The 25,926-nt window shown below is 60.3% G+C and carries 30 protein-coding genes and 1 pseudogene; 12 read left to right on the top strand and 19 right to left on the bottom strand.

Features of this window, described 5'->3' with window-relative positions; translation table 11 throughout:
* Positions 1 to 35 precede the first annotated feature (35 nt).
* From ugpB to HL671_RS26920, 3 genes are all read right to left on the bottom strand, one after another.
* Positions 36 to 1,352 carry a sn-glycerol-3-phosphate ABC transporter substrate-binding protein UgpB gene (ugpB, locus tag HL671_RS26930; protein ID WP_011942634.1) on the bottom strand — a complete coding sequence of 439 codons (1,317 nt, stop codon included), beginning with the start codon at positions 1,350 to 1,352 and terminating at the stop codon, positions 36 to 38.
* Positions 1,353 to 1,543: 191 nt separating this feature from the next.
* Positions 1,544 to 2,746 carry a CaiB/BaiF CoA transferase family protein gene (locus HL671_RS26925; protein ID WP_011942633.1) on the bottom strand — a complete coding sequence of 401 codons (1,203 nt, stop codon included), beginning with the start codon at positions 2,744 to 2,746 and terminating at the stop codon, positions 1,544 to 1,546.
* 150 nt (positions 2,747 to 2,896) lie between these two features.
* Positions 2,897 to 3,322: an organic hydroperoxide resistance protein gene (locus tag HL671_RS26920; RefSeq protein ID WP_011942632.1), complete on the bottom strand. Its 426-nt coding sequence runs from the start codon at positions 3,320 to 3,322 to the stop codon at positions 2,897 to 2,899.
* A gap of 169 nt (positions 3,323 to 3,491) precedes the next feature.
* Here HL671_RS26920 and HL671_RS26915 point away from each other — a divergent pair, with 169 nt between their 5' ends.
* Entirely contained in the window at positions 3,492 to 3,950 is a 459-nt protein-coding gene (locus HL671_RS26915; RefSeq protein ID WP_011942631.1) for a MarR family winged helix-turn-helix transcriptional regulator, read from the top strand.
* A 7-nt stretch (positions 3,951 to 3,957) separates the two neighbouring features.
* Here the strand turns inward: HL671_RS26915 and HL671_RS38515 are convergent.
* Positions 3,958 to 4,059: pseudogene (locus HL671_RS38515) on the bottom strand (GIY-YIG nuclease family protein); the annotation flags it as partial.
* Positions 4,060 to 4,597: 538 nt separating this feature from the next.
* Here HL671_RS38515 and repC (HL671_RS26905) point away from each other — a divergent pair.
* Positions 4,598 to 5,830: a plasmid replication protein RepC gene (gene repC / locus HL671_RS26905; RefSeq protein ID WP_172240348.1), complete on the top strand. Its 1,233-nt coding sequence runs from the start codon at positions 4,598 to 4,600 to the stop codon at positions 5,828 to 5,830.
* 614 nt (positions 5,831 to 6,444) lie between these two features.
* A complete protein-coding gene (locus tag HL671_RS26900) occupies positions 6,445 to 6,774 on the top strand; it encodes a single-stranded DNA-binding protein (protein WP_172240345.1) in 330 nt (109 codons plus the stop codon).
* 80 nt (positions 6,775 to 6,854) lie between these two features.
* On the opposite strand, the gene HL671_RS38510 is transcribed toward HL671_RS26900, so the two are convergent.
* Positions 6,855 to 7,016 carry a hypothetical protein gene (locus HL671_RS38510; protein WP_246705969.1) on the bottom strand — a complete coding sequence of 54 codons (162 nt, stop codon included), beginning with the start codon at positions 7,014 to 7,016 and terminating at the stop codon, positions 6,855 to 6,857.
* A 318-nt stretch (positions 7,017 to 7,334) separates the two neighbouring features.
* Complete coding sequence (locus HL671_RS26890; RefSeq protein WP_172240342.1) at positions 7,335 to 7,646, bottom strand: helix-turn-helix domain-containing protein; 312 nt, start codon at positions 7,644 to 7,646, stop codon at positions 7,335 to 7,337.
* A gap of 300 nt (positions 7,647 to 7,946) precedes the next feature.
* Here HL671_RS26890 and repC (HL671_RS26885) point away from each other — a divergent pair, with 300 nt between their 5' ends.
* Positions 7,947 to 9,173, top strand: coding sequence for a plasmid replication protein RepC (gene repC / locus HL671_RS26885; protein WP_312010754.1), 1,227 nt, complete (start codon positions 7,947 to 7,949; stop codon positions 9,171 to 9,173).
* Positions 9,174 to 9,222: 49 nt separating this feature from the next.
* Here repC (HL671_RS26885) and HL671_RS26880 read toward each other — a convergent pair whose 3' ends face one another.
* Together HL671_RS26880 and HL671_RS26875 are read right to left on the bottom strand one after the other, a co-directional pair.
* Positions 9,223 to 9,654, bottom strand: a complete 432-nt coding sequence (locus HL671_RS26880; RefSeq protein ID WP_172240339.1) for a hypothetical protein — start codon at positions 9,652 to 9,654, stop codon at positions 9,223 to 9,225.
* Positions 9,651 to 10,352, bottom strand: coding sequence for a ParA family protein (locus tag HL671_RS26875; protein WP_172240336.1), 702 nt, complete (start codon positions 10,350 to 10,352; stop codon positions 9,651 to 9,653). The genes HL671_RS26880 and HL671_RS26875 overlap by 4 nt, the downstream gene beginning before the upstream one ends.
* Before the next feature lie 738 nt (positions 10,353 to 11,090).
* Here HL671_RS26875 and HL671_RS38505 point away from each other — a divergent pair.
* Positions 11,091 to 11,357 carry a hypothetical protein gene (locus HL671_RS38505; RefSeq protein WP_246705967.1) on the top strand — a complete coding sequence of 89 codons (267 nt, stop codon included), beginning with the start codon at positions 11,091 to 11,093 and terminating at the stop codon, positions 11,355 to 11,357.
* On the top strand, positions 11,354 to 13,696 hold the full coding sequence (locus tag HL671_RS26865) for a relaxase/mobilization nuclease domain-containing protein (protein ID WP_172240330.1): 2,343 nt from the start codon (positions 11,354 to 11,356) through the stop codon (positions 13,694 to 13,696). Before HL671_RS38505 ends, HL671_RS26865 begins: the two co-directional genes overlap by 4 nt.
* A gap of 36 nt (positions 13,697 to 13,732) precedes the next feature.
* Here the strand turns inward: HL671_RS26865 and HL671_RS26860 are convergent, their stop codons facing one another.
* From HL671_RS26860 to HL671_RS26850, 4 genes are all read right to left on the bottom strand, one after another.
* Positions 13,733 to 14,467, bottom strand: coding sequence for an autoinducer binding domain-containing protein (locus HL671_RS26860; RefSeq protein WP_172240327.1), 735 nt, complete (start codon positions 14,465 to 14,467; stop codon positions 13,733 to 13,735).
* Between the two features lie 347 nt (positions 14,468 to 14,814).
* Positions 14,815 to 14,988, bottom strand: coding sequence for a hypothetical protein (locus tag HL671_RS26855; protein WP_172240162.1), 174 nt, complete (start codon positions 14,986 to 14,988; stop codon positions 14,815 to 14,817).
* 17 nt (positions 14,989 to 15,005) lie between these two features.
* Positions 15,006 to 15,176 (bottom strand): BON domain-containing protein, encoded by a 171-nt coding sequence (locus HL671_RS38985; protein WP_312010753.1) that lies wholly within the window; start codon positions 15,174 to 15,176, stop codon positions 15,006 to 15,008.
* Positions 15,137 to 15,667 carry a BON domain-containing protein gene (locus HL671_RS26850; RefSeq protein ID WP_312010752.1) on the bottom strand — a complete coding sequence of 177 codons (531 nt, stop codon included), beginning with the start codon at positions 15,665 to 15,667 and terminating at the stop codon, positions 15,137 to 15,139. Before HL671_RS26850 ends, HL671_RS38985 begins: the two co-directional genes overlap by 40 nt.
* Positions 15,668 to 15,822: 155 nt before the next feature.
* Here HL671_RS26850 and HL671_RS26845 point away from each other — a divergent pair, with 155 nt between their 5' ends.
* From HL671_RS26845 to HL671_RS26835, 3 genes are all read left to right on the top strand, one after another.
* Complete coding sequence (locus tag HL671_RS26845) at positions 15,823 to 16,356, top strand: DDE-type integrase/transposase/recombinase (RefSeq protein ID WP_172240324.1); 534 nt, start codon at positions 15,823 to 15,825, stop codon at positions 16,354 to 16,356.
* A 125-nt stretch (positions 16,357 to 16,481) separates the two neighbouring features.
* A complete protein-coding gene (locus HL671_RS26840; RefSeq protein WP_172240322.1) occupies positions 16,482 to 17,099 on the top strand; it encodes an HdeD family acid-resistance protein in 618 nt (205 codons plus the stop codon).
* Positions 17,100 to 17,171: 72 nt separating this feature from the next.
* The gene (locus HL671_RS26835; protein ID WP_172240319.1) at positions 17,172 to 17,546 is read left to right on the top strand and encodes a PRC-barrel domain-containing protein; all 375 of its coding nucleotides are present in this window, start codon (positions 17,172 to 17,174) and stop codon (positions 17,544 to 17,546) included.
* Positions 17,547 to 17,692: 146 nt separating this feature from the next.
* On the opposite strand, the gene HL671_RS26830 is transcribed toward HL671_RS26835, so the two are convergent.
* The 7 genes from HL671_RS26830 to HL671_RS26800 all read right to left on the bottom strand — a co-directional run bounded on the left by HL671_RS26830 (position 17,693) and on the right by HL671_RS26800 (position 23,614).
* Positions 17,693 to 18,034 (bottom strand): DUF5335 domain-containing protein, encoded by a 342-nt coding sequence (locus tag HL671_RS26830; RefSeq protein WP_246705965.1) that lies wholly within the window; start codon positions 18,032 to 18,034, stop codon positions 17,693 to 17,695.
* A gap of 51 nt (positions 18,035 to 18,085) precedes the next feature.
* Positions 18,086 to 19,405 carry a M16 family metallopeptidase gene (locus HL671_RS26825; RefSeq protein WP_172240313.1) on the bottom strand — a complete coding sequence of 440 codons (1,320 nt, stop codon included), beginning with the start codon at positions 19,403 to 19,405 and terminating at the stop codon, positions 18,086 to 18,088.
* Positions 19,406 to 19,412: 7 nt separating this feature from the next.
* Positions 19,413 to 20,705 (bottom strand): M16 family metallopeptidase, encoded by a 1,293-nt coding sequence (locus HL671_RS26820; protein ID WP_049795449.1) that lies wholly within the window; start codon positions 20,703 to 20,705, stop codon positions 19,413 to 19,415.
* Between the two features lie 127 nt (positions 20,706 to 20,832).
* Positions 20,833 to 22,236 (bottom strand): DegQ family serine endoprotease, encoded by a 1,404-nt coding sequence (locus HL671_RS26815; protein ID WP_244424279.1) that lies wholly within the window; start codon positions 22,234 to 22,236, stop codon positions 20,833 to 20,835.
* Positions 22,237 to 22,250: 14 nt separating this feature from the next.
* Positions 22,251 to 22,754 carry an Hsp20/alpha crystallin family protein gene (locus tag HL671_RS26810; RefSeq protein WP_041751161.1) on the bottom strand — a complete coding sequence of 168 codons (504 nt, stop codon included), beginning with the start codon at positions 22,752 to 22,754 and terminating at the stop codon, positions 22,251 to 22,253.
* A 19-nt stretch (positions 22,755 to 22,773) separates the two neighbouring features.
* Positions 22,774 to 23,157 carry an Hsp20/alpha crystallin family protein gene (locus HL671_RS26805; protein ID WP_012047519.1) on the bottom strand — a complete coding sequence of 128 codons (384 nt, stop codon included), beginning with the start codon at positions 23,155 to 23,157 and terminating at the stop codon, positions 22,774 to 22,776.
* A 16-nt stretch (positions 23,158 to 23,173) separates the two neighbouring features.
* Entirely contained in the window at positions 23,174 to 23,614 is a 441-nt protein-coding gene (locus HL671_RS26800) for an Hsp20/alpha crystallin family protein (RefSeq protein ID WP_172240310.1), read from the bottom strand.
* A 278-nt stretch (positions 23,615 to 23,892) separates the two neighbouring features.
* Here HL671_RS26800 and HL671_RS26795 point away from each other — a divergent pair, with 278 nt between their 5' ends.
* From HL671_RS26795 to HL671_RS26785, 3 genes are all read left to right on the top strand, one after another.
* A complete protein-coding gene (locus HL671_RS26795; RefSeq protein ID WP_111355647.1) occupies positions 23,893 to 24,507 on the top strand; it encodes an HdeD family acid-resistance protein in 615 nt (204 codons plus the stop codon).
* A gap of 151 nt (positions 24,508 to 24,658) precedes the next feature.
* The gene (locus HL671_RS26790) at positions 24,659 to 25,570 is read left to right on the top strand and encodes a DnaJ C-terminal domain-containing protein (protein ID WP_041751160.1); all 912 of its coding nucleotides are present in this window, start codon (positions 24,659 to 24,661) and stop codon (positions 25,568 to 25,570) included.
* Positions 25,571 to 25,921 carry a chaperone modulator CbpM gene (locus tag HL671_RS26785; protein ID WP_041751159.1) on the top strand — a complete coding sequence of 117 codons (351 nt, stop codon included), beginning with the start codon at positions 25,571 to 25,573 and terminating at the stop codon, positions 25,919 to 25,921.
* Positions 25,922 to 25,926: the final 5 nt, after the last annotated feature.

Genomic DNA, 25,926 nt, shown 5'->3' with positions numbered 1-25,926 from the left:
CCTCCGGGGGCGGAGGGGACATCTCAAGGACGGCTCTACTTGGCCGTTTTCTCGAAGGTGCGCAACATCGCATTGCCGCGGGCGACAGCGGAATCGAGCGCGTCCTTGGCGGTCTTCTTGCCGGCCAGCGCCGCCTCGATCTCCTCGGCCCAGACATCGCGCATCTGCACCATGTTGCCGAAGCGCAGGCCACGCGAGTTCTCGGTCGGCTCCTTGTTGGTGAGCTCCTTCAGCGGCGTCTGCAGGGTCGGATTCTTCTCATAGAAGCCGTCCGCCTTGGTCTTCTCATAGGCCGCCTTGGTGATCGGCAGATAACCGGACTCCTGGTGCAGCTTGGCCTGGCGGTTGGTGTCGGACAGGAAGGTGAAGAACTTGGCCACGCCCTTGTACTCGTCGGCCGACTTGCCGCCCATCACCCAGAGCGAGGCGCCGCCGATGATCGAATTCTGCGGCGCGCCCGGTGCATCCGGGTAGTACGGCATCGGTGCCGAGGTGAAGTCGAACTTCGCGGTGCTCTTGGCAGTGGCGTAGTAGCCTGATGAGGTCAGGAAGATCGCGCATTCACCGGAGCCGAAGCGGCTCTCGCTGGCGCTGCCGCGACCGGAATAATCGTAGGTCTTGTCCTTCTGCAGCTCGACGAGGTTCTGCAGGTGCTTGACGTGCAGCGGGGTGTTGAATTCGAGCACCGTGTCGAAGCCGTCGAGGCCGTTGGCCTTGGTGCCGATCGGCACGTTGTGCCAGGCCGAGAACTGCTCGATATTGGCCCAGGATGCCCAGGCGTTGGAGAAGCCGCAGGTGTCGTGTCCGGCCGCCTTCAGCTTCTTGGCCGCGTCGAACACCTCCGGCCAGGTCTTCGGGATCTCGGCGACGCCGGCCTTCTTCAGCTCATCCTTGTTGATCCACATCACCATCGAGGACGAGTTGAACGGGAACGACAGCATGTCGCCCTTCGACGTCGAGTAGTAGCCGGTGATCGCCGGCAGATAAGCCTTGGGATCGAACGGCTCGCCGGCATCCTTCATGAGCTCATAGACCGGCTTGATCGCGCCCTTGGCGCTCATCATCGTCGCGGTGCCGACCTCGAACACCTGCAGGATGTGCGGCGCGGTGCCGGCGCGGAACGCAGCGATGCCGGCATTCAGCGTGTCCGGATAGGCGCCCTTGAAGGTCGGCACGACCTTGTAGTCGCTCTGGGAGGCGTTGAACTCCTCGGCGAGCCGGTTGACGATGTCGTTGTTGCCGCCGGTCATGGCGTGCCACCACTGAATCTCAGTCACCGCGTGTGCGGGAGAAACAGCGAAACCAAAGGTCGCCGTGACCACGGCGGCAGCAGCGAATTGGCGAAGTGACATCAAAATATACCTCCCATGAACGTCATCGTCGTTTGCGGCCGTTAACAGCGCCAGATGACAGTTATGTGAATGTATAGACGGCTGATCCGGCATGGGAAAGCCGTGCGAAGTGCATCGTTGAAGAGCGGTAAATCTAGCGAGTCCTCGCCGCGTCCTGGTGCGGCGCGGCGATCGCTCCGATGTGGTCGCGGTCAGCGCTTGCGTTCGGCGCAAACGGTTCCTTCAGCCAGCAGCGCCTCGATCTCGTCCGGCGTGTAGCCGAACTCGGCCAGGACCTCCTGGGCGTGCTGGCTGAACGCCGGCGGTGTCGTGCGGAGGCTCGCTTTGGTGCGTTCGAGCCGGATCGGCGATGCAACGCCCTTGTACCAGTCCTTCTCGATCACATCGCCGCGGTAGAGCGTGTGCGGATGGGTCAGGGCCTGATCGATCTTCTGTACGGGACCCGCCGGCAGTCCGGCGGCGAGCAGCCGATCGCATAACGGCTCGGCCTCGAATTGGCTGAACACCGCGGCAAGCTCGGCGCGCAGCGCTTCGCGGTTGGCAACGCGGTCCCTGTTGCGGGCGAAGCGCGGGTCGGTTCCGAGGTCGGGACGTCCGATCTCGCGTGCGAGCTTGCGGAAGGTGCCGTCATTGCCGACGCCGATGAAGATGTCATCGGTCTTGGTCGGGAAGATCGCGTAGGGCACCAAATTGGGATGCTCGTTGCCGGTCAGCGACGGCGGCTTGCCGTGCATGAAGTAGTTCGCGGTGTGCGGATGCATGATCGCAAGGCCGGTCTCGTACAGCGTCACTTCGAGGAACTGGCCGATCCCTGAGCGCTGCCGCTCCGACAGCGCCATCAGGATGCCGATGGCGGCATAGAGCCCCGTGGTGATGTCGACCAGCGGCACGCCGATGCGCATCGGGCCGCTCTCCGGTGAGCCGGTCGCGGCGATCATGCCGGTCATCGCCTGGATGATGGCGTCATAGCCCGGATTACCGCCACGCGGCCCGTCGGCGCCGAAGCCGCAGATGCGGCAGTGCACGAGTTTCGGAAATTTCTCGCGCAGCGCATCGCTGCCGATACCCCACTTCTCGAGCGTGCCCGGCTTGAAGTTCTCGATCAGCACATCGGCGGTCTCGAGCATCTTCAGAAGCACCACGCGGCCGCCGTCCGAGGCGAGGTCGAGGCCGATCGAACGCTTGTTGCGGTTGATGCCGACGAAATACGCCGCGTCCTCGTCGTGGAAGGGCGGGCCCCAGTCGCGCACCTCGTCGCCGGCCGGCGGCTCGACCTTGATCACGTCGGCGCCGTGATCGGCCAGGATCTGCGTGCAATAGGGGCCGCCGAGCACACGCGTGAGATCGATCACGCGCAGTCCGGCCATGGCGCCGGGAGCAAATTGGGGTGTCATCGGATGTCGCGAGGTTGGATTGAACTCGCGGTCATTAAGCACTGCCAAGGCGCAGGTGCAAACGCGTCGGGCCATGGCAGCCCTCGCCAGAGACGGGGGCTGCCATGCGGAAGGTCCGAGAGCGGCTGTGCCGCAGGGTGGAATTCAGCCTCAGATGACGCTGAGCTTCACGTCCACATTGTTGCGGGTCGCGTTCGAGTACGGGCACACTTGGTGGGCCTTCTCGACCAGCGCCTCGGCATCCGCCTTGGCAAGGCCGGGCAGCGCGACCGCGAGCTCGACGGTGATGCCGAAGCCGCCTTCGGAACGCGGGCCGATGCCGACCGTTGACGTCACCGAGGCGTCGGCCGGAACCTTCGGGCCGCCTTGCGACGCAACGAACTTCATGGCGCCGATGAAGCAGGCGGCGTAGCCGGCTGCGAACAGCTGCTCCGGATTGTTGCCGGCGCCGCCGCCACCGCCGAGCTCCTTCGGCGTGGAGAGCTTGACGCTCAGCGAGCCGTCGAGAGTGGCCGCCTCACCATCGCGGCCGCCGGTGGCCTTGGCGCTGGTCTTGTAGAGCACGTTCACGGACATGGGGTGTCTCCGGGTTGATGACGAATTCAATGACGCCATATTGCATACAATTAGATTGTGCACAATACGATTGTGCGGTAGAAAAATCGTGATCGGCGCTGGCCCCTCATTGTCGCTAGGGGAACCGTGGGCCAAAGATGCCGGACAGGATCGATCTGTGGTGACCTCGATGCGAAAGAAATCCGCGGCCGACGTGCCGCTCCAGCTCGGCAACCAGCTCTGCTTCGCGGTCTATTCGACGGCCCACGCCTTCAACCGCGTCTACAAGCCGCTGCTCGACCGTCTCGGTCTGACCTATCCGCAATATCTGGTCATGCTGGTGCTGTGGGAAAGGGATGGGCTGTCGGTGAAGGAGATCGGCGAGCGGCTGTACCTCGACTCGGGCACCCTGACGCCACTGCTGAAGCGGATGGAGGCGGCGCATCTGCTGAAGCGCACACGTTCGGCAGCGGATGAGCGACAGGTGCTGGTCGCGCTGACCGCGCAGGGCGCCGCGCTGCGAGACAAGGCCAAGGCCATCATCCCGCCGGCGATCCTCGACGCCACAGGCTGCTCGCTCGCGGAGCTTGCCGACCTGCATGGCAAACTGGTGCGGCTGCGGGAACAACTGAATGCGGCGGCGGGGTGAGAGAGGCTCAACACGGCCGGACAAGCCGCTTCTTCGAAAACGCTCGCCCGGAATGCGACTTCAGATAGGCCTCGAATGCGAGCGCGTTCGACTTGTCCGGAAACGCGCACTATCGGAACTGCTCGCGGATGCCGCAGCGGCGAAGCGGACCAAGGCCGCAATCTCCGATCCGGCTTTCGCCAGCAAGGATTCGAATGCCCGGTTTCTCGCCGCGTTTTCCGCGGCGAGCAGACCGACCGCAACACACGCGTCCAAGGCTGGCCGTTTAGCGGCGGTCGTCGCGACCAACGGGCAGAAAATCGCTCAGATCCAACATGCCGACCGCGAGTTGAAACTCTCCATCGATAAGGCGGTGCCCGCAGCGTTCGCGGACTTCCTCGTCGATCAGCTCCCGCACTTGTTCGACGCCTTTTCCAATTCGAGCGAGCGCCAGGAGACCACCGAGGCCTGATCGCCTCATCGTCAATCACCAACCAGGAGCAACACGGCAAAAGAAAAAAGGCCCCCGAAACGGAGTTCCGGAAGCCTTCTCTTCAAGTTTGGCGACTGACAGAGAATCACTTTCGCGAATCGCAGTCAAGAGTCTCCACGCGATTTGATCGCCGTTTCGGCGAGCGGATTTTCTTTGCCCTAACTGAGGCAAAGAGATGCAATCACATTCCCCAACGACGCCCTTTGGGCGGCGATCGCTGACGCTTGCCCATGTGTCAAGCCAGATGGTAGCAACCGCGCGGCTGCCTGAGAAGATCGTCCACAAGTGGAAGATCTTCCACGCCATCTGCACGGCACGGCCGCGCCTTGGCGTTTCGGAACGTTCGCTCTCCGTATTGGATGCGCTCCTGACGTTTCACCCCGAAACCGCACTGACCGGTGAGGACGATCTCATCGTCTTCCCGTCGAACCACCAATTGTCGCTGAGAGCTCACGGCATGCCGGCGTCGACGTTGCGACGCCACCTCGCCGTGCTGGTCGACGCGGGTTTGATCGTTCGACGAGATAGCCCCAACGGCAAGCGTTATGCGCGCAAGGGCAGGGCCGGCGAGATCGAGCTTGCCTTCGGGTTCGATTTGTCGCCGCTGGTCGTGCGATCAGAAGAGTTCGAGAACCTGGCGGCCGAGATCGAGGCGGAAGCGCGGGCGCTGAAACTCGTTCGCGAGCGGATCACGCTATGCCGGCGCGACATCGCGAAAATGATCGCCACGGGGATCGAGGAAGGCGTCCCGACCCGCAGGGAAGGGCAGGGGCCGACCGACTGGCAGGAAGTCCATGCCGCCTTCCGCTCGATCGTCGATGGGATTCCGCGTACCGCGACCAGACAGGAACTCGAGCCGATAGCCGAAGAACTCTCGCGGCTCGCGGACGACGTACTCAATCTTTTGGAAGCGCACATTAAATCTCAGAATCCAAGCGCCAATGAGTCCCATTCTGAGCGCCACATACAGAATTCAAATACAGACCCCTTTATTGATCTTGAACCTAGCCTTCGAGAAGGCAGGGCGGCGAGGGCGGAGCCAAAACCTCAACCATCGCGACCTGCGGAAGGATCCTATCCTTTGGGGATGGTGCTGAGCGCTTGCCCGGACATCGTCGATTACGCCAAAGGCGGAATTTCGACTTGGCGGGATTTTCTCGCGACGGCGTCGGTGGTGCGATCGATGCTCGGAATCAGTCCCAGCGCATGGGAAGAGGCGCAAACCGTCATGGGCGAAACCCAGGCGGCAATCGTCGTCGGCTGCATCCTGCAGCGTGGAGCCGCGATCCGTTCCGCGGGCGGATATTTGCGTGGGCTGACGCGAAAAGCCGAGGCCGGTGAATTCTCGCTCGGGCCGATCCTGATGGCGCAGATCAACTCGCGGCTTCACGAAAAGCGACCGGCCTGATGGACGAAAAAGACGTCTCTCCGCGGCGCGCTGGCTCAGGCGTTGTCGGCGTCATTTCCGGAGCTTGGATCCCGGCCGAATCTCGACGCAAGATCCCGCGTGATCCAGGACCGAACGGCGCTTGTCGACGGCCATCGCCAGTGCGCAAACCGGTCGCGCCGGGTGCGGTCCGCGGTCTGGAATCGAGTTCCGATCGTGGCGTCCATCATCGGCACGTCGCTCTCGTCCGTCCTGGGGGGAGGGGCAGGGGGGATGATCGCAGTCGTCTTGCCAACTCGCGGGGCCCGTCTGGCCGGATGAGAACGGGCGACGCTCACGGCCTTCTCCGGTTTGGGCTGCGGCTCCCGGTTGCATGGCGGAATACCTATGGCCGTCGCCGGCACGTCGACCCCTGGAGCCAAGAATTTCCCCTGCCGGATCACCCCGCGAGCGGGGACCCCGACCGGCATTCCTCGCGCATGCGCCTGCGGCGCCAAAATTCGTGGCTCCTGCCGGGGAGCGGCGCTGCGCTTGCCCTTCGCCCGCGTCTCGCGGGCTACGGCTCTGTGCCGTCTTCCCGGCCATGACGGATCGCCATCGCAACGGGGCGCAGCCCCACAAGATGGAGAGAGACCATGCGTAACATCGCCGAATTCACCCTCATCGGTCGCGTCGGGACCATCAAGGAAGTTGGCAAGACCGTCCGCGTCAGCATCTGCGCCAACTATCCCTTCAAGGACAAGGACGAGTGGAAAGACGACGCGCACTGGAACGAAGTCACGATCTTCACAAAGTCGATTCAGACCTACGTGAAGGAGCACGTCAGCAAGGGTGACCTGGTCCATGTGCGCGGACGGCTGCGGCAGAATAGCTTCGAGCGCGACGGTCAGCGGGTCTACACGGTGGATCTCATCGCCCTCGAGTTCGGCCGGCTCGCTCAGGCGAGTGACCGCGCGGCCGCCTGAGCCAGGAGCGGGGAGGCGAAAGCCTCCCCATCCCTTTCTTGCCGGCCGGGCCGCGTTCTGCGCCCCGATGATACTCAAAGTCAGGACGGCAGTTTTCGCGACCGCGTCTGGCGCGCCAGGGCCCGATCAGCCCGGTTCTTCTTTCCGATCGCCGAAACCAGGTCGTCATAGTCGACGCCGCTCTTCTTGAGCGCGCGGCGCGCGTCCGACGCCTCGAAGCCCAGGAGTTCGAGCGCGCTCATGTTCAGGCTTGATGCGATCTTCTCGATCGTCCGCAACGTTGGATTTCCGATTCCGCGTAGCATCGTATAGTAGGTGCCCCGTGCCAATCCGGTCTTTGGCCAAAAGGCCTCCATGCCGCCGTTTTCGAGTTCGAGCTGCTGAAGCCGAACAGCGAGCATTTCGTTCAGCACCGAATGATCGACGGATTGGGGCTTGCGGACGGGCGGCATCGCGACCGAGTTTTCACACAAATTGAGACACCCTGATCCATCATCACACCCCGTGTCTGAAGTCCAGTATATTGGACGTTGTCAGATCAAATTTTCTTTGAAAATGACTCAACTTAGTGGTCGCAGGCCTTGCGAAACCCGGCTCTGCGTCGTCCGCCTGGCCGCGACGCTTCCGAGAAACGCGATCGGCTCGATGCCGGCGCGCTCGGCGATCAGCTCGATGTAATCGAGGCTCGGATTGGCGGCGGCCGTCATCAGATGGAAGTAGCTCGATCGCGGGATTCCGAGCCGCTCCGCGAAAGCGCGGCGGCTTAGCCCCAGTTCACGGCGCAGACCCTCGAGCGCTCCCTGGAAGGCTAGGAGAAGCGTGTTGCCCTGGGCCGCGTGTGCAGCCTTTCGACCGGATTTCTTTGCGACCATCGCTCACCCGCCCGCATCGAAAATCGATGGCGCCGTCCCTGAACTCACACGTTGGACGCCTAATCAACATTCAATATAATAGACGGATTCGATTCAACCAGGAGCAGAGCGTTCGGACAAAGAAAAACCCGGCAGAGCCGGGTCTCTCATGAGGGTGAGCGGGCTGGCGACGCCAATCGCCAACAGTGCCCAAAACGCTTGATGGCACTTTAGCGCGCCCCACCCGACAGTTCAAGAGACTCAGCGTTTTTACGCCACGGTCTTTGTTTGACCCGCGCTCTCGATCAGGAGAGTCCGCGAATGGAGATGCTTGGCCAAGGTCCGACGACGCCCTTCGGAAGGGGTAGGTTAACGCTTGCGATCGTTCAAACGCAATGCGACGTCAACACATGCCCACCCGGTAAGCCGGTTCACAAGTGGCAGGTATTTCGACATATCTGCGAAGCGAGATCCCAGCTCGGCGTTTCTGATCGGGCGCTCGCCATCCTCAACGCCCTCGTCAGCTTCCATCCTGATACGGTGCTCGTCTCGGGCGCGGCGGACCTCGTCGTCTATCCCTCGAACCGGCAGCTTGCGCTCAGGGCCCATGGCGTCGCCCCTTCGACGCTCCGCCGGCATTTGGCTTCTCTCATCGCCGCCGGCCTTCTCCTGCGGCGCGATAGCCCAAACGGAAAGCGCTATGCTCGGCGAGCTGCAAGCGGGCATATCGATCAAGCCTTCGGCTTCGACCTCGGCCCGATTGTCGCCCGCGCAGACGATTTTGCTCGTCTCGCCGAAGCGATCGCCAGGGAGCGCCAAGCGGTCGATCTGCTGCGAGAGCAGGCCACGCTCTCCCGTCGTGATATCGCCAAGATGATCGCGGCAGGCGTCGAGGACGGCGTGGATGCCGACTGGTCGACGATTCATCGCGATTTCCGTCAGTTGGTCGCGCGCCTTCCGCGTGTTCCATCCCGCGAGGCCCTTCAGCCGCTCGTCCAAGAACTCGCCATGCTTGCCGCGACCGTCCTCGAAATTCTGCGACAACACCTCGATCAGCACGGGCAGAAGCCAGCGACCGCGCAGGTCCATCCGGCAGACGATTGCAGCGAGCCAGAACCGGACGCGGCGCCGGTGTCTCCCCCCGCCGCCGCACCTAGTGTCAAACCCCAGGCACCGAACACAATTCCAGTTCGATTGATCGTCGAGGCTTGCCCGCACTTTGGCGACTATGCCAGCGACGATATTCGCACTGCGCGCGACGTCATTGCGACGGCGACCCTCATTCGGCCTCTGCTCGGCGTCAGCCCGAGTGCCTGGGAAGACGCCTGCACGGTGATGGGGGAAGGCCAAGCGAGCGCTACTCTTGCCGCAATCCTGCAAAAAGGCGACGCCATCAAAAACCCTGGCGGATATCTGAGAACGCTGACACGACGCGCCTCTGCAGGTCAGTTCTCGATCTGGCCAATGCTTATGGCGCTCGCAACGTCCCGCCTAAACCGGCAGGACAAACACGCCCGAGCGCCATCCGACTCCTTCCCTTCCGGATGAACTGTCCCTCCGCGATCCTCGTTACGCTGAGGCCCTGATGCGTATCGCTTCAGTCCCTCCGCGGCGGCAGCCGCCCGATCCGCTTGAGGTGGTCGTAAACGATACGGTCGATAATTCGCAGCGGGTGCGTGCGGTCTTCGGCCGCAAGTTGACGCAGCACGAGATCGATCGCGTCGGGAAACCGCATCGCGTAGGGCCGCGAGGACGAGCGCTCGCCATAACCATCGAACGGGTTGCGCTCGCGTCGCGGCGCCGGCTTCGGTCGTGGTGACGATCTAGGCACTTCCGCGTTAGCGACCGCCGCCTCGCTTGGCTTTGGAACCGGCGCAGGTGTGATGGGATCATCATAAGCGGGCGTCACGACGACGGGCTGAACAGGAGCGACAGCCTCGACGCGGGCGATGCCGGTCCGTTGCGATCGGAAGGCGTCGCGGGGCAGGGTAGGGCGGTCGGGCTTCGGCGTTGCCGCTGAGTCGTTCATGCGGCCGTCTCGTCCGTGGCGGTGCCTTGGCTCGCCGCCAGCAGCTCGCGCACGACCTGGTCCGCATTGTAGCGCGCTTTACGCACGGACTCGTCTTTGTCACTCATCTGGTAGAGTGTCCCGTGACCGCTCGTCATCGTGCGGTACGTGACACGTCGATAAAGGGCGTTTGCGCAGACGGGAACGCGTTCGGCGTCCAGATAAGCCACCACCTCGCGCAATGGCCGGGTATTCCGGTCGAGACTGTCGTACTCGTTAAAGAGCACGCGGTGCTGGCTCATCGGCAGCTTCGCACCGGCGGCGTGCTGCTCGAGGTTTCGGATGGTTCGGACGACCTGAGAAGCGTCGAATGTGTGGACCTTGCAGGGCAGCACCACGAGATCCGCACGCAGAGCCGACTCAATGAGAACGCCGCCATAGTAGCCGGGTGTGTCGACAACGATGACGTCGTACCCGCCAAGCCGTTCTATCGCGTGGAGCAGGGCCGCTTCATCGGGCGCCCGGACGAGATCGACGCCTTGCGGACTGAGGCCGCGCACGACGGAGGAGGCGTGCCATTGATAAGACGAGCCTTGGGGGTCAGCGTCGACGATTGCGGCTGAATAGCCGTGCTTGGCAAATTCGCCGGCCAAGATGATCGCAACGGTGGTTTTGCCGCTGCCTCCTTTTGGGTTCGCCACTGCGAAGATGCTCGGCATGCCGGCCTCCCTGTTGCGTCAATGCCGCAATTCGTGAGTGACAACATACAGTAAAATGAACATGGCGCAACGCGCGAAAGCGCGATCCGCGCAAGGCGATGTTGCTTCAATTCGGCAGTGTCCTATTGCAGCGATATCGGGATATCGAAAGCTCGCAACCTTGCATTGGGGCATCTCGTTATAAGCGACATGCGGCACTGGTACGTTGTTGGATTGATGAAATACCGCAGTAGCGTTGTTGGCACGTCCGATAAGGCGGCATTCGGATATTGCTGGAATGTTTGTGTGCGGGAATGTCGTATTGTCGTATTGCGGTTCGCACTGTGCGCGTAAGTGATGCGGAGTCCATGCGGACGGCTCTTCGGACGCAAGAGCCCTTCATGCATCGACTTCTTAGGTTCATTATATTAGATATTGGTTGACAAGATACCGGTTTGTGGGCCAAACCGGGGACGGCTGCTGGACGCAGCCGAAGCGCGCTGACGCGCTGGCGCCGGCATCTCGTCGATGCCGGCATGTTCGGCTCCCGGTCTTCAACCGAGGAGCCGTTCGAACGGGAAGGGAAGGGGAGCGCCGATGGCTCGCTCCGCCAGAGCTCCGCGACGCAAGCCGAGGCTCCGGACAGAGTTGTCCGAGGCTGACGAGGACCATCTGCAGCGAGCCGTGGAGCTCTATGGACTGCCGAAGGCCGAGGTCGTGCGGCGGCTCATCCGAGCCTCAGTCCAGGCAGGTCCTGCCTTGTCGGCCGAGAACACCCGAGTCGTCGTCGAGCTCGCACAACAGGTGCGGATGGTCGGTCGCAATCTGGCTCAGGTCCTAAAGGCCATTCATCGTGGGCAGGCGGTGCGGATCGAGGATACCGAGCCGGTCTGGCGCGGGCTGCACGAAGTCGTCGCTGCGATCAACGACGAGCTTACGGAAATGACCGTAGTCTATGGTTCGAAGCTGCGGCGGGAAGCCAAGCTCACCCTGCCGCAGGAGCCGATTGCGGAGGATGCTTCGTGAATCGCGCCATACAGATCACCTGGTGGGTTGAGCAGGTCGAGGCGACACGGCACGCGGTGGCGCAAGCACGCGAGGAGCGGCTTCGGCCGCGGCCGTCGGGTCTGCTCGAAGATGATCTGCGCCGCCGGCGCGCCCGCGTCCCGCCGCTTCCGAAGTCGCCGCCTGTGAAAGAGATCATCCAAGGTGCGACCATTACGGGCGAGCGTGATGAGGAGCGGGCGAGAGCTCTGCCGGCTGTCAGCGGCGGAGGCGGCGCCGGCGGCCGCTCTGGAACGCCACGCGGGGCGGGGCTTGCGCCGATCGCCGGCGGTCTCAGCGGGGGAGCGACGGGCGCCAGCCGGGCAGGGCAGGGCGGAGCGGTCGGTCGCGCCCGGCAGCTTGCCGCAGGCTATCAGCCTGCCGTCATCAAGGTCGTGTCCTATGCGCGTGGCGTTGCGCGCGCGGCAGCGACGGGTCAGTACGTGCAGCGGGAGGACGTTCCGCTTGAGACGCATGATGGACGCACGCTTTCCGATCGCGAGGCGGTTGCCGATGAAATCAAGGCTTGGTCCAGCTCGTTCGCCAAACGAGCGGAAAGCCAGGATGTCGGCGCCATCCGGCTGAGGCTCGATGGCGTCTCCGACACCGCCGAGGGCCGAGAGACCTACGCCAAGGCGGTCGCCGCCGGGTTCGACGGCCATCGCTATGCCTATCGCCTTGAGACAACGGCATCCGGCGCACTCGAGGCGCGCGTCGTCGTTGCGATGGCCGGCCTCTCCAAGGAGAGGTTCAGGGTGCGCCAGGAGCAAGTAGGCGACGGTGAGAACGGGTTCACCCAAAAGCGCCTCGACATGAAGTCGGAGGCCCGTGTCGCAGAGCGGATCGCTGGCGCAACCGCAATCCCCGTGGATGCGATCCGCCTCGCGCCAGGCGCGACCAGCCACGGCCGCGATGGTGTGACCTATCGACTCAACAAACTGATCGAAAAGGGCCCGGCGACCGACGACCGCGGCAAGACCGTTAGCAATGTTGCGGATGCCCGGATCGCTGCACGCGAGTGGGGACCATCGTTGCGTTCCCAATCCGCGCGCGACACGATGCATCTCATCATCTCGGCGAAAGCCGGGACGGATGTCGAGGCACTGACGCGAGCAGCCCGCGCCTTCCTGCAGGATCGGTTCGCCGACCACAAGTTCATGTTCGGGGTCCATACGGACAAAGAGGCGGACGGGCACATCCATGCGCATGCCGTGATCGCGGTGAGATCCGAGTCCGGTCAGAAGATCCACCCCAGCCGCGAAACCTTCTCCGAATGGCGCCAGGCCTACGCTCAGCATGCCCAAGCCGAAGGATTGAAGATCGTGGCGACGTCGGCGCGAGAACGGGCATCGTCGCAGAGCTATGGTCCGAAGGACAAGGCGATCGTCGAGGCCGCGGACCGTCCTCGCCCGGCGCGCGAGGCTCGCGATCGGGCCTACGCGGCGGATCCAGCTAACCACAGGCTGATCGATAATGCCCGCCAAAGGATCCAGGTGGCGCGCACAAATCCGATCCGTCTGCCGATGTCGGCTCCCGATCGTAAAGCCGTGAACGAAAGCGTCCTCGCTTGGAAGACGGTCGCCTCCGAGCAGCCCGGCAATCCCGTGGCAAGGGGCATGCTCGAAAGGCTGTTGATGGCTCAGACCGTCGGGGCCATTCTTCAAACGATTGGGAGGCGGGTCGACCAACTCACCAAGGAGGGACCGGAAATGGCCATCACGTCGGAGCAAATGGTGAAAGATCTTCGCCTCATGAACGAGGCAGTGTCGAGAACAAGCGATTTGCTTGATGGTGAAACGAAACAGCAGTTCCGGGAAGCCTCATCGCGGTATCTCGAGACGCTTGCCAATCGGCTGGACCTGCAGCGCGTGCAGGAGCGTGGGGTCGAGCGAATGACGCGGGCGGAGGTCGCCGCCATCGCCGGCGTCGACGCCGAGCGTCTGATCGAGCAGGCGGAAGCGCTTCGGCTGCGTGAAGGGCGTGAGGCGACTGAGGCCGCGCGGCTTGCCGATCGCGCTGTGAATGCCGAGCGGCGCGAAGATGCGGTTGCGGGGCTTGATCCGACATCCCAACGTGAGCTTCGCGTTGAGAGAGCGATCGTTGCAGGAACCGAGCGCGCGGCCGCGAAGGAAGCGCGCGAAGCGGCCGCCACGGCTCAGGCCGCTCACGTGATAGCGGAGCATCCCGGCCAGCCGTTACCTACAAATGTGATCCAAACCGACGCCTTGGCAAAGTTACGCGCAGAACAGGAAAAAATCGTACTCGAGCTTGAGGCTGACAAGGCTGAGACACAGATTATCAAAGGCCAGCGGCTTACATGACGGGTCAAGAAGACGACGATCAATATCTGCGGATTATCACCTCACCACGTTTGCTCGCATCGCTATCGCTATGGCATGGGCTTTGTTCATGGCGCCCAATTTCTCGCGAGCAGATGCCATATGTTTTAGGACGGTTGACCGAGATATTCCCAGAATTCGCGATATCTCCCAGTCAGTTTTGCCTTCTGCCGACCAGAGCAAGCAATCAATTTCTCGAGGCGTGAGCCTGGATTGTTTACCAATCCTTCGGCGAGACGTTATCGTCAATAGACGCCCTGCGGCGAAATTCGTCACGAAGGCGAACGCAGCCGCTTCTTCTTCGCTGATCTGTAAGCGTTCTCCGCCGAACGAGAATGCCGCATGTGCTCCGTCAATTGATTGAATCGGGACGACGAGACCATTGACCAAGCCGAATTCGGACGCTTCTCCGCCAATTACTTTGACGTCTTTCGACGAGCGGCAAGAATCGTAGGCCTCGGTCCAGCTAAACAAATTGTGGTCGGTTTGCAGACGTTGAACAACCGGATCACGGAATACGTAATTCCGCTCATTGTATCGCGCAGCCCACTCGAGAGGGAACTTCTGAAACAGGATCTTCGAAGGAATATCGCCAGCGGTGCCGGGATCGAGCCTGGGAACCCAACCTGCGAAAAGAGCGGTGAGGCCGAACCGGGCTGCGTAGGCAAGAAGACGCGTCTCGATGTCTTGAACATCAATGGCTTGCTCGAGCCAACCAAGAACAGTCCAGGTTTGTGTTAGATCCAAGTTCAATGGTGGGCGTCCCCGACATGTGATTTTCACTGTTAGGCTATTATTCTACATGCATCGCCATACCGCCAATGCCGGCACATCGGATAACGCCGTGAGAAGACGTTTTGTCCATGGCCGCGCGCAGGAGTTTAAGGTAGACTTTCCGAGCATTAATGTAATTTGTCGCCATTTCCGAGGCAGCAAGTTTCTCATAGGGATTTCCGGCGTTGCCGCCGGCAAGATTCGGCCTGTCGCTGCTCTGCCGGCCGGGACGCACCGATGATGGTGCGCGTCGGGGCGCGCTTGCGCCACCGCGTACCGTATTGCCTCGATCTGCTCAAGCCACCAGGTGATCTGTATGGCGCGATTCACGGAGCATACTCCGCAATCGGTTCCTGCGGCAGGGTGAGCTTGGCTTCCCGCCGCAGCTTCGAACCATAGGCCACGGTCATTTCCGTGAGCTCGTAGTTGATCGCAGCGACGACTTCGTGCAGCCCGCGCCGCCATAACCATCGAACGGGTTGCCCCCGCAAAAGTTTCACGATTTCGTCGCGCTAAACTAAATCGAGACGACTATTTTATTTTCGACACTGCTAACTCCTGGTGCAGCCCACGCAGAGCGTTCGGCTTCCTGACGCTCTGCCCAAGAGCGGACTGTACCTCGCAAGGTTACTTTACTGCCCTCAACGTCTACGACGACTTTGTCCGCATCAACCTTGGCACTGCGCACCAAAGCATCTTCGATCTTGTGCTTGACATCGCTCGCACTGACGCGCGGCTTGACTTGAATGAGATTGGAGATCGATTAACACCAGAGATCGAGCGGACTGAACGCTCGGCCCATTCCTTCTGATAGTTCCATTCTGCCTCACCCTCGAGTGTGAGATATCCGTTTTTCACTACGACACGGATGCTGTCAGAACTCGACGGCAGTTCACGTTTGATGGCCTTGACAGCCTCTTCAGCTATCTCAGGATCGGTTCGTTCATACGAAAGCTTGACTTGAATATCGTTAGCGATGCCTTTGACACCGGAAACACGCCTTGCAGCTTTTTCCGCTTGATAGGAGTCCATGTAGCTCTTTGTGAACCCGGTTAGAGTCACAACGCCATCCTTCACGGCAACGGCGATATGGCTGGAATCGTTGATCGAGGGATCCCATTTGATCTCATCCTCGACGTCACGCTTTATCGTAGAATCTGTGCGAAATAGTGAAACCATTTAACTTCTCCCTTTCCTCGAGACTTCCTATCCGCAAGCAACTATCGTCCGAGGCAAGAATGCCCGCATTGATCGTTGTCAATGTCAGTTTGTTCATCCGGAGATGGACTGCGAGGGTTGGGTTGTAACAACTGATCCCAGAGTCGGAGCCTCCCGTGAAAGCGCACAACAATGCCCGCATGACGGTCGACGGTCGAGCCCTTTTGGCGAAACGGGATGCTTGCCGACAGGAGCTCAGCGCCCGCCCGCTTTTGGCATCGCCTGCCAGCGGTGATGGCTGCCGCGATCGAAGGGCTCAGGCGGGGGGACGGACCGGCCCGCACATCGCTGTTCGCCTCGGCCCTCCTCGCTCGACCGTCAGCGCCATTCCATGGCTGTGTCGGCGATACTTCCCGCCTCGTTTAAGCCTAGATCCTGCCCGACGAGAAGAAAGGGGCGCCTTCGCCTTCCTGCTCCGGGCGCGGGCCTTCTTCGCCGCTCATGGCGTCCGCGTCGAGCGGGTGGTGACCGACAACGGCGCCGCCCACAGGCGCGACGACTTCCGCAATCTGTGTGCCGCCAGCCGCCTCCGCCATATCCGCACCCGACCATATACGCCGCGCACCGAGCGCTTCATCCTGACCAGCCTCAGGGAATGGGCCTATGCCAGGCCTTATCGATTCTCCGCAGAAAACGAACCGAAGCCATGACCCGCTGGATCGACGCCTACGACACAAAAAGACCCCGCTCAGCCCTCACCAACCAAACCCCATGCCTCAGGCTGAACAACGTTCTTGGGAACGACAGCTAGAGGACAGCCGCTATCCAAGAAACCATGGCAAATCCAAATAGCACCAACAGCGAAAGCGACTCAGTAGTTCGTGCGAAGTCAGGAAGCGACGGGCTTGCACGCAATTGGTGGGCGATCGCGATCCGCGCAACGCTTGCTGCTGGGTTTGCAATTGGCATCTTTTGGGGTCCCGCGCATACATTCGCAGCACTAGTTGTGATCTTTGCAATATATGTCGCGGCTGACGGCCTCGCCGCTATTGTCGCTGGACTTTTTAGGATTAGGCGCCGTGAGTTGTGGCGGAGTTTGGTGTTTGAGGGCGCGCTTAATCTATTTTTTTCGACCGCCGTGCTCGTTTGGCCCGCCATTGCCGCCACTGCCTTTGTAAGTCTGGCCAGCATATGGGCTGTTGCAACTGGTGCGTTGTTGCTTGCCGCCGCGCGGCGAACGCCGGAGAGTTATATCCAGGGACTACTAGCCTTGGTAGGACTGGTGTCGATTGTATGGGGCGTACTGATAAGCATCGTAGGGTCATCGTCGGATGGTGCCGCGAATACGTTCGCTGGGTGGCTGATGGGTTATTTATTGTGTTTTGCCGTGGCGCTCGTGGTTCTTTCTGGCGTTTTACGACACCAGCACAGACGAAGTAAGACGGAGTTCTAGCCGATCGTAAAGTCCACAAACAATGATCGTCGAACCATAAAGGTATGACGTGCCATCAGTCAGGAGTCGTTCATGAAGAAATTGTTGTCACACTTCCGTTTACTCGTCTTGGTGACGAATTGTCTCCCGTACAGCTATGCTGTGGGACAGGAAGTGGCCCTCACCCCTGTGGAGACTGCAGAACTCGCGAGAGGCTATAGTGGAGAGGCGCTAAAGCGCAAAACAGTTGTTAATGAAAAAGGCGAGACTCTCGGACGAATCAGCGATTTTATCTTTGGCAAAGATGGCAACATTTATGTGGTCCTCGCAGTCGGCGACCTCGTGTCGTATCACTTAGTCGCCATTCCGTTTCGAAGCCTTAAACTCGAGAATTCGAGCGGAAGTATTGTGTTGTCCGGTATCAATCCTTCAACACTGGAAAAATTGCCGGTGTATTTACCTCGATAGCGGATTTCGTAAATCCTAAATAGATGTGCCGGGCATTTAGATGCGAGTTCCGACGAAGCCGTGCTCCGCTCCCAAATCTTGGATCGCCGGAGGTTAGAGTTTCCGGGTTATCCTCGACGCGAACCTCGATCGTGTTGTCCGGCATCTCACCGTTCCGGCGGAGGCAACATCAGCGGATCCATCAGTTTGACGATTTGCTTTCGGCCTTCTCCATCGACAATTGCCAAATTGGCAAGGCCGGCTGCTCCCTCGTCCGCAACTAAGCTCCGGGGCTTATGGATGATGTGATCGAGGCCTTCGAGCGCCACTTCAATGATATCGTCCTTCGGATCATAAGTAATACCAAAGATATGAATCTGCTTGGCGACGATTTGGTCCCCTATCGGAAGACCCGCGACCTCAATTTCTGCCCGCTTTCCCTCCAGGCCCTTGGAGATGCGATCGCAGTAAGATTTCCATTCGCTCTTTTGAAGTTGACGGACAGGCATTTGCTTCATGCTCCTCTAGCGGCGACACTCTCGTTGATTTCCGACATCAAATCAAAGGCCATTAGGTTCGCCCGCAACGGCGAAAGTCAGGACGTCGGTCACAAATACCTTCCTGGCCGTGCGTCTCACCAATTCCGGCTCAACTGACTCGATCCTATTGCGCCATTGCTGAATGTAATCGATACCTTGCGTCATACGTTGGACAGCAAGAAGTCTTGAAGAAATAGCGGACGTGCCGTCCATCGATACGGGCAACATGTCCTTGAGATAGGACTTTGCCGCTGCGATTTCTTTGTCTAAAATCTCTCCTTGGGCCATACGACGCCACTCCGCCTGAATTGTTTCGATCGCTGCTTGTGTCTTGACGTTTTCCGTCGCGAACCGACCGATAAGAAGATCGGCTTGCGAAAGTGTCTCCGGGGCGGTGCGAATTGAGTACACGAGCCCCCGCCGCTCTCGCAGTTGGACGAACAGTCGCGATGTCAGTGTCCCGCCTCCCAGGATGTGATTTAGCACGAGCATGGGAAGGTATTCGGCCGAGGTCGGAGAAATGCCCGGTTGGCCGAAAACACATGCGGATTGGGGAAAGGGCAGACGCACAATGGCAGGCGCAAATGTTCGATACTCGGCCTTTGCACGAGCGTCGATTCCTCGACCCTTCGACCCATTTGGGAAACCACGATCAAGCAAATCCGATAATTCAGCGGCATTCACGTCGCCCGCTGCTGCCACAACGAGTTTCGAGTTCGTTAATCGAGACTGAAAGTTTTGCAAATCAGCCGACGTGATGCGGCCATTTGCTTCACGAGAGCCGAGCGGAGGATACTTATACGGATGTTCCGGGAAAGCAGCCTCCCACCACGCGCGTGAGGCGACATAAGCTGGATCGTTGTCAAGGCGCGCGAGATCAACGTCCCGTTTGATCCTGACCCGCTCGATGGCTTCAAGATCGAAGCGCGGCTGCAACAAAGCCAATCGGAGCAAATCGAATGCACGATTTCGATGCTCGCGTGCGACCTCGAGGTGTCCGACCAGCGCATCTCGGTCTGCGGCAAAGGATAGCGTAGCTCCGATATCCGCGAGTTGTTCCTGAAATGCCTTGGCATCAAATACACCGGCGCCCTCGGAAAGCATCTGAGCACCGAAATTGGCGAGTCCTCGTTTGTCATCAGGGTCAGACGCAGAGCCGGCTCCGATGAGGGCAAAGTCGACGACAATGACGGGAAGCTGCCGAGAGTCCGACAGCCAAGCCACGATTCCGGAGGAACTGTTGACGGTATGTATGTCCAAGGGAAACGCCTGGTGAGTTTGCAAAAACATAAAAGTGGTCACCCATAGGAGATGCGAGGCGCTTTTTAGCCGCACAGACATGCTTCATTCACCTTTCGGTCAACAAAAACGATGTTACCGAGCGCGTTGGTTGGAAGAGATCGTGAGCGACAACTGCGATCTCTTCGGCGGTGACGGAGGAAATCAAATCTTGTCGTTGTTCGATGTCATTTAGCGCCGCTCCAGTCATGAGAGCAGATCCAACTGTAAGTGCGGCTTTGTAGGTTCCATCGCGGGCTTGCAAGCCAGCCATGATGAGCTTCTGTTTTGCGCGCGTCAGATCGGCAGGGGCCGTTGAAAGAGTCTTTGCGACAGTATTGATCTCCTCGTCGATTGCGCCCCCCAACTGTTCCATTGTAACACCCGGCTTAGGAATCGCGTTGATCGCGAACATCGTTTCGTCGATCGCAGCGGGGTCGTAGCTCGCGGACACGTCAGTCGCCAATCCGCGCTCCATCACCAGACGACGATGAAGAATACCGGTCGCTCCGCTGCCAAGGAGTTCAGCCAGAACTTCGATTGCAGCGGTCTTGGACCGATTTTCCGTTCCATAGGACGGAGCCAAATACAGACGAAGCCATAAGGGACGGCCCGCTCGCTGGTCCTTCATGATGACGCGCCGTTCCGCGAGCGAGGGCGGCTCGGTGGCGCGCTTACGCGTTACGGCGTGAGCAGGTAGCTTCCCATAGTGCTTGGTCGCGAGACGCCTGAGCTGCTCAAAATCGATGTCGCCGGAAACGACGAGCAACGCATTACTAGGCCCATACCACCGACGATAAAAAGAAAGTGCATCCTCTTGAGTCCAAGAGCGAATTTCATGCATCCAGCCAATGACAGGAATTCCATAACGATGGTTGAGAAAAAGCGACGCAAGGGCTTGTTCGAGAAGCAATGCTTCCGGTTTGTTATCTGTACGCAAGCGCCGTTCTTCGACGATCACCTCCCGTTCGACAGCGACTTGTTGCGGAGTGAGCGCGAGATTGACCATGCGGTCGGCCTCAAGCTCCATGACTCTCTCAAGGTGAGCAGAGCCCACGGTCGCGTAGTAGGCGGTGAAGTCATAAGACGTAAATGCGTTCAGCTCGCCTCCAACCTCACCGATGAAACGGGCATAGGAGTCACCCGGATTGGCTGGCGTCCCCTTGAACATCAGATGCTCGAAAAAGTGAGCAAGACCCGATTTGCCCGGCTCCTCGTCGGCTGAGCCGACGCGATACCAAAGCATATGAGTGACGATCGGGAGACGGCGATCGGGGACATAGATGACCTTCATCCCGTTCGGCAGTTCGAAGGTCTGGGCATTTAGCGATTGTGCCTGAGCGATTGTCTGCAAGCTGCTCATGGTCGCATCGCCAATTGTAAGCGCCCAAACACAAACGACAGCCGTAAGCGACAATTTTCGAAGCGCAACGATAGCGCGCCAGCCTCTCGCCGATAACCTCCAAGAGGACATAGCCGATGCGCTCTGCCTACGTGATCAAGATAAAGAGCGACATGTCTCCACGCAGCACATCGAGCGCGGCGACACGGCCTGCCTCCTGCAGGGCGGCCTGGAATTCAGCCACATTGCGGACGGGTTTGCGGTTGACGGCGACGATCACATCGCCGGCGCGCAAGCCGCGCGCGGCTGCCGGGCTTCCGTCCTCAACCTCGGCGACCACGACGCCCTGGACCTTGCCGTACATAGGCATACCCGGACCGATGTCGCGAACAACCGCGCCGCGTAAACGCGGGATCGTTGTGCCCTTGTCGGTCTGTAAAGCGGCCGTTTGAGGAGAGGCCGAGCTTCGCTCGACGCGCGCTCGCAGCCGCCGCTCTGCGCCGTTTCGGAGGACTTTCAACTCGACGTCCTCACCGACGCGGGTCAGTCCAATGCGGTTACGCAGGTCGGATGCGCCGCGCACCGGCCGCCCGCCGAGGGCGGTCACGACATCTCCGGCCTTGACGCCGGCTTTGTCGGCCGCCGAACCCGGCTCAACCTGCACGACGACCGCGCCTTCAGCCGTCGCGGGTACGCCTATCGCCTTCGCAATATCCGGCGTGATATCCTGCACCACGAATCCGAGCCTACCGCGTTGGACTTCGCCGTAGCGAATGAGCTGATCCATGACGGAGCGAGCCATGTTGCTCGATACCGCAAAGCCGATTCCGACATTTCCGCCGGAAGGTGCAATGATGGCCGTATTGATCCCGATCAGTTCGCCACTGAGGGACACCAGGGCCCCACCGGAATTGCCCGGATTGATCGAGGCGTCGGTCTGAATGAAGTCCTCATAGCCTTCGGCATTGATGCCGCTACGCCCGAGCGCGCTCACAATGCCCATAGTAACGGTCTGCCCGAGGCCGAAGGGGTTGCCGATGGCGAGGGCGTAATCTCCGACTCGGACCTTGTCGGAGTCGGCAAGCGGGAGCTGGGTCAGCCGATCAGCTTCGATTTGCACCAGCGCAATGTCGGTTGCGGAATCGCTGCCGATGAGCTTTGCCTTGAACTGTCGGCGGTCGCGCAACGTAACGACGATTTCGGTCGCCTTGTCGACCACGTGATGATTAGTGATCACGTAACCCTTACCGACGTCGACGATGACGCCTGAACCCGCGCTCATCTGCGGAGGAATCTTGTCGGGATCCGGCAACTCAAAGAAGCGACGGAAGAACGGATCCCGGAGCAGTGGATTATCCTGCACCGGCGACCGCGACAGCACGGAAATATTGACTACCGCGGGCGCCACTTTTTCGACCAGCGGAGCGAGGGTTGGCTGCGACGGAACGAGTGCTGCCTGTTGTGCGACTGCGGGAGCACTCCCGATCACGGCGGCAAAGCACAGGGTCAGAAGGACAGTTCGCACGTGCATTCTCATCGCAGCCACCTTCATTGAGGGCTTCTGGATCAAGCGCGCCGCACAGTAATCCGCTTTGTGGCGGCCGCAGCTTCCGGCTTTTTTGCAAGCTTGACGGTCAAGACACCATTCTTGAACGTGGCGTTGGCGGAGTCGAGATCGATGGTATCGGGCAGCGGCACGACTCGTTCGATCGAGCCAAAGGTCCGTTCCTGGAGATAATAGTCTTTCTCCTTCTTCTCGACCTCTGATTTTTTCTCGCCGCGAATCGTCAGCACGCCTTCAGCGAGGCTGATATCGATGTCTTTTTCGTCTATGCCGGGGAGTTCCGCCGTCACCTCGATTTCCTTGTCGCTCTCCGAAACATCAACGCTCGGCATTGAGATCGACCACGCGGACGACGTGGACGGCCAAGGCAGATCGAATCCCCGCCAGAAACTGTCGAAGGCCCGATTGATATCGTTTTGCAACGATTGGAGCGGCTGGCTTTGCTCGCGCCGAACCGGCACCTGCCGTTTGCCCCAGTTCCAGGGGATAAGATCGCGGATATTCATTGGAGTCCTCCTTGAACGGTCACGCCGCGCGGACATTGATCTTTTTGGCCGGGGATGGCGTAGCCTTCGGCAGCGTCAAACGTAGCACGCCATCCTTGAATTCGGCGTCGATCCGATCGCCGTCGACCAATTCCGAAAGCGTGAATGCTCGTTCGTAGTTACCGTCCTCGTACTCGGCATGGACCAGCGTATACCCTTGAGGCGCGAAGGGCTTGGAACTCGCGGTGATGGTCAACGTCCGCTTGTCCAGCGTGACGTTGAGGCTCTGCGGATCGGCACCCGGCATTTCCAGCAGCATGACCACCGCATCGTTGGTCTCGTAGATATCGGCAGCCGGGAGGAATGTCGGAGCCTGGCTTACAGTCTCGGTCTGCGCTTTAGCGCCTGATGTGTTGTCGGTCATGGAGAACCTCCCTCGTTCACGCCGGGTTGATCTTGATCTGGCGGGGCTTGTCGGCAGGCGGCCGCGGCAGTTCGAGAATGAGAACTCCCCGCTCGAAGCGTGCGGAGGCCTTTTCGGAGTCGACGCGGAAAGGGAGAACCAGTGTTCGGGCGAATGCACCCACCGTGCGTTCTTCCCGGTGAACCGTCGCGTCCTTGCCAGGCGCCGCAGGCTCGCGCTTTCCGCGCAGCGTCACCGTATCCTGGTGCACCGTAATGTCGATTTGGTCGGGCGCGACGCCCGGAATTTCCGCGGTGATGATGGCGCCGTCCGCCCCCGCCCAGACGTTGACGGGCGGGTACTCGGCCGGGACGGCAAACCTGAAGCCGCCGAAGGTGCGGTTCATTTCTTCCTGAAGTCGGCGCATATCGCGGGCCAGGTCGGGCCACCGGCCGCCGAGCGCTAGATCAGTGAGCATGGCTAAAACTCCCTTTATCCCCTTCAGATCAACCGATAGCGCCCTCACGCATCGGCGCCTTGACATCAAGGCTGCATTTGCGTGGCTCAGCATTGACGGTCGTCAATGTGGCGCACCGAACGGAATGCCATCAATGATCAATGGCCAAGCGCATCAGGCTTGCATATTGTAGCACTTCGCCAGTCCGAGGGTGAGCCGGCTCACGATCACTCTAGCAACGGTCAAGTCTGGCAGCTTCGATGAGACTATTCGGCAGGTTGGTTTGAAAGGGCCTAATCATGAGCTACCAGAGTTTCGCAGAAAAAGACGTCAACTATGACGACTCCGGCCGTCGGCTGTTGTGCTCGTTGAGCACCAATTGGTGGGCATTTGTAATTCGCGGCGTTTTGGCGTTGATTCTCTCTGCTCTGGCATTCTGGATGCCAACACAGGCGTTGCTGGCGTTTACGCTCGTTTTTGGTGCTTTCTCGTTTGCCGACGGTGTGTTGGTCTTGATCGCGGCAGTGTACAATGTCCGCAAAGGCGAGCGCTGGGGATGGCTTGCCTTCAGCGGCATCCTGGGCGTTCTAACTGGCATTGTGGTGATCGTCTGGCCGCTCACGGCTACCTTGGCGCTCGCGTCGTTTTTATGGGCGAGCATTGCGGTCTGGTCGATTTTCACCGGAGCCTTTGAAATTTTCGCCGCTATACGCCTTCGTCATGAAATCAGGGGCGAAATCTGGCTAATTCTTAGCGGAGCGATTTCGGTTGTCCTCGGAGGCATTGTCGTTTGGCTCTTCTTGACCAAGCCTGTTGAAACTTTTGTGGCCGCCGGTTGGCTGCTGGCGACCTACGCTTTGTTTTCTGGCATCATTCTCACGATCCTGGGGCTGAGGCTGCGCCGACTGCGCTGATGGATTAGGTCGAGCCCGCGGATCCCCGGAGTGCGCCGCTCGTCTGGCGGCTTTGCGTCGAGCCCCCGACCGTAGCAGAATTAGCTTGTGCGCATCGGCTCTGCAGACCGGGCCGGTCACGGAAAACCACATATTGGTTCGGGGGCCCCGATTGAACGCAGATCCCTACAACGTCCTCGGCGTCAAGAAGGACGCTAGTCAGGACGACATTCAGAAGGCCTACCGCAAGCTTGCCAAGAAGCTGCACCCCGACCTCAACCCCGGCAACAAGCAGGCAGAGGAGCAATTCAAAGCCGTTTCAGCGGCTTACGATCTCCTGAGCGATCCGGAAAAGCGCGCGCGATTCGATCGTGGCGAGATCGACGCCTCGGGCCAGGAGCGGCCGCGGCAGCGCTACTATCGGGATTTTGCCGGCGGGGCGGCCGGTGACCATCCTTATGCATCATCAGAAGGATTTTCCGATTTCAGCGACGAGGGTGATCTTTTTTCCAGCCTGTTCGGCCGGGGCGGCCGGATGAACCTGAAGATGCGCGGGCAGGATGTGCATTACCGCCTGCCCGTCGAGTTCCTGGAGGCGGTCAATGGTGCGACGCGACGCATCACGCTCTCGGACGGCTCCACCGTCGATGTTACCGTCCCGCCCGGCGCGCGTGACGGCCAGCTTCTGCGGCTTGCCGGCAAGGGGGGCGCGGGGATCGGCGGCGGTCCGCCGGGCGACGCGTTTGTTGAAATTGTTGTGAAGCCACATCCGCTGTTCACGCGCAAAGATGACGATATCCATCTGGAATTGCCGGTCTCGCTCACCGAAGCCGTGCTGGGCGGTAAGATTTCCGTTCCCACACCGACGGGAGCCGTGTCGATGAACGTCCCAAAGGGCTCCAACACGGGCACGGTTCTGCGCCTGCGCGGCAAGGGTGTCGCGCGTTCGAACGGGACGCGGGGGGACGAGTATGTGAAACTAAAGGTGGTCCTGCCGGAGAAGCCCGATCCCGAGTTGGAGAAGTTCGTTCAAAGTTGGACCGCTGGCAAAGCCCACGATCCCCGCCGCGGCATGGAGGCGTAGATGCTCCATATCCCAGAATTTGTTTTGCGCTTGAAGGTGAGCCAGGACGTTGTCGAGACGTGGGTTGAGGAAGGATGGCTACGCCCGCAAAGAACCGACCAAGGACTGGCCTTTACGGAAATGGACATGTCCCGCGCGCAAATGATTCGCGATTTGCGCGAAGATCTGGGCGTCAACGAAGAAGGCATCGCCATCGTTCTCGATCTGATCGACCAGATGCACGGTCTCAGAAAGACGCTGCGCGAATTGTGCGAAGCCGTCGGCGTCCAGTCGCCCGAGCTGCAACAACGTATCCTTGCCGATATGCGCAGCCGGCGGCCGATACCGATGAAAGGCCCGGAGACCCCATGAGCACG

The organism is Bradyrhizobium denitrificans (genome assembly GCF_013179005.1).
GTDB classification, from domain to species: Bacteria; Pseudomonadota; Alphaproteobacteria; order Rhizobiales; family Xanthobacteraceae; genus Bradyrhizobium; species Bradyrhizobium denitrificans.
Note: the sequence above shows the minus strand (reverse complement) of the source record. Positions and strands in the feature narration are given on the sequence as shown.